Genomic DNA, 1,418 nt, shown 5'->3' on the forward strand with positions numbered 1-1,418 from the left:
CTATTTTTAGGGGGGATTACCCGCCTGGGCTCACCCCCTCGAAGAAGGGGCGATAGGGTGCGCCATGTTTGACCACGGCGTGTACGGTGCGCGCCATCTTGGCCGCGATCGCTGTGTAGGCCTTGCGGCGCAGATGGGCGTTGTGTCGATCTTTCGAGATGTAGCGTTCGAACTTGTCCCGGAAGCTGTTGGTCCGCTTGAGAACGGCGGTTTGGCCGGCCATCCAGAGCGTGCGCCGCAATCGGGCATTGCCATACTTGGTGATGCGGCTTTGGCCACGGAACATGCCGGACTGCATCGTGGCGAGGTCCATTCCGCAGAACTTCAGGAACTGCCGGTGATGGCGAAACCGACGCAGGTCACCGGCCTCGGCCAGGATGGTCATGGCATTGATCGGGCCGATCCCGGGAATGGTCGTCAGCAGCTGATAGTCGGGCAGATTGGACAGCAACTCGACGGCCCGTGCCTCAATCACATCCCGCTGTCGGATCAGGCTGCGACCTTCGGCCAGTACCAGGCGGAACATGCGGATGGCATCGGAGTCGGAATGCACTGGCAGTCCGACTGAACTGACCGCAGTGGCGTAAATATCTGAAAGCAGACGCTCTTTGGAAACCTTGCGGCCAACGACCTCCCAAGCATCAGCTATGAAAGCCTCCTGGCTCATGACCGTGATCATATGTGGCGATGGATACTTCTCGAGGAACGCCAGGAACCAATCGGTCCGCGAGCTTCGGTGAAATCGCTCGGCCTCGGGAAAGTACAGCGGTAGGTAATGCGTCAGGATGCGGTGCCACAACTCTGTCTTCGAGCGCGAAACGATCTCGTGGGTTTTGGAGAGCTCCTGGATGTCCGCGGTCCCGGTCACGAGCGGATCATGGAAGAACTGTACGGCCCCGATCTCCATCATGTGCAGAATGACCTGGGCGTCCTTGGGATCATTCTTGTCCCAGCTGTTGTGCAGAGCCTCGCGCGTTCGGGCCAAGCCAACGGAAGAGACAAGCTTCAGGTCGAAACCGGCCTGGCCGAGATGATGAGCCAAAGCACGGTGATAATTGCCGGTTGCCTCAAACCCGATCCGTACCGGCAGTTCATAGCTGGCGAGAGCGATGGCCAAGCGCTGAAAATCTTCCAGCGTGTTCGTAATCGTTATGCGGCGACGGCGTTTCTTGCCGGGAATGCCAATAAGCACTTCGTGCCGGTGTTTTGAAATGTCGATGGCGACCAGCACGGTCGAAGCAGTAGAATGGGTGGCGGTCATAGCCGGTCTCCTCAGCAGTGTGGTTATGCAAAACCACTGTTGAGACCTGAGACCCGATTATGGCCACCCGCTGCGCAATTTGGAGGCTGCGCGCGTGGCCATAACCTGTCGGCAGCCCTTCTTCCCGACGTGCTATGGCCCAGAGTTCATCGCTGAG

Annotated in this window: 1 protein-coding gene; it reads right to left on the reverse strand. The window is 58.8% G+C overall.

The genetic code is table 11. From position 1 onward, the window contains the following. Positions 1 to 16: 16 nt before the first annotated feature. Positions 17 to 1,261: an IS110 family transposase gene (locus FGE21_RS19780; protein ID WP_139665111.1), complete on the reverse strand. Its 1,245-nt coding sequence runs from the start codon at positions 1,259 to 1,261 to the stop codon at positions 17 to 19. Positions 1,262 to 1,418 lie beyond the last annotated feature (157 nt).

The sequence above is a fragment of the Phaeobacter sp. B1627 genome, assembly GCF_006265095.1.
Lineage (GTDB): Bacteria > Pseudomonadota > Alphaproteobacteria > Rhodobacterales > Rhodobacteraceae > Epibacterium.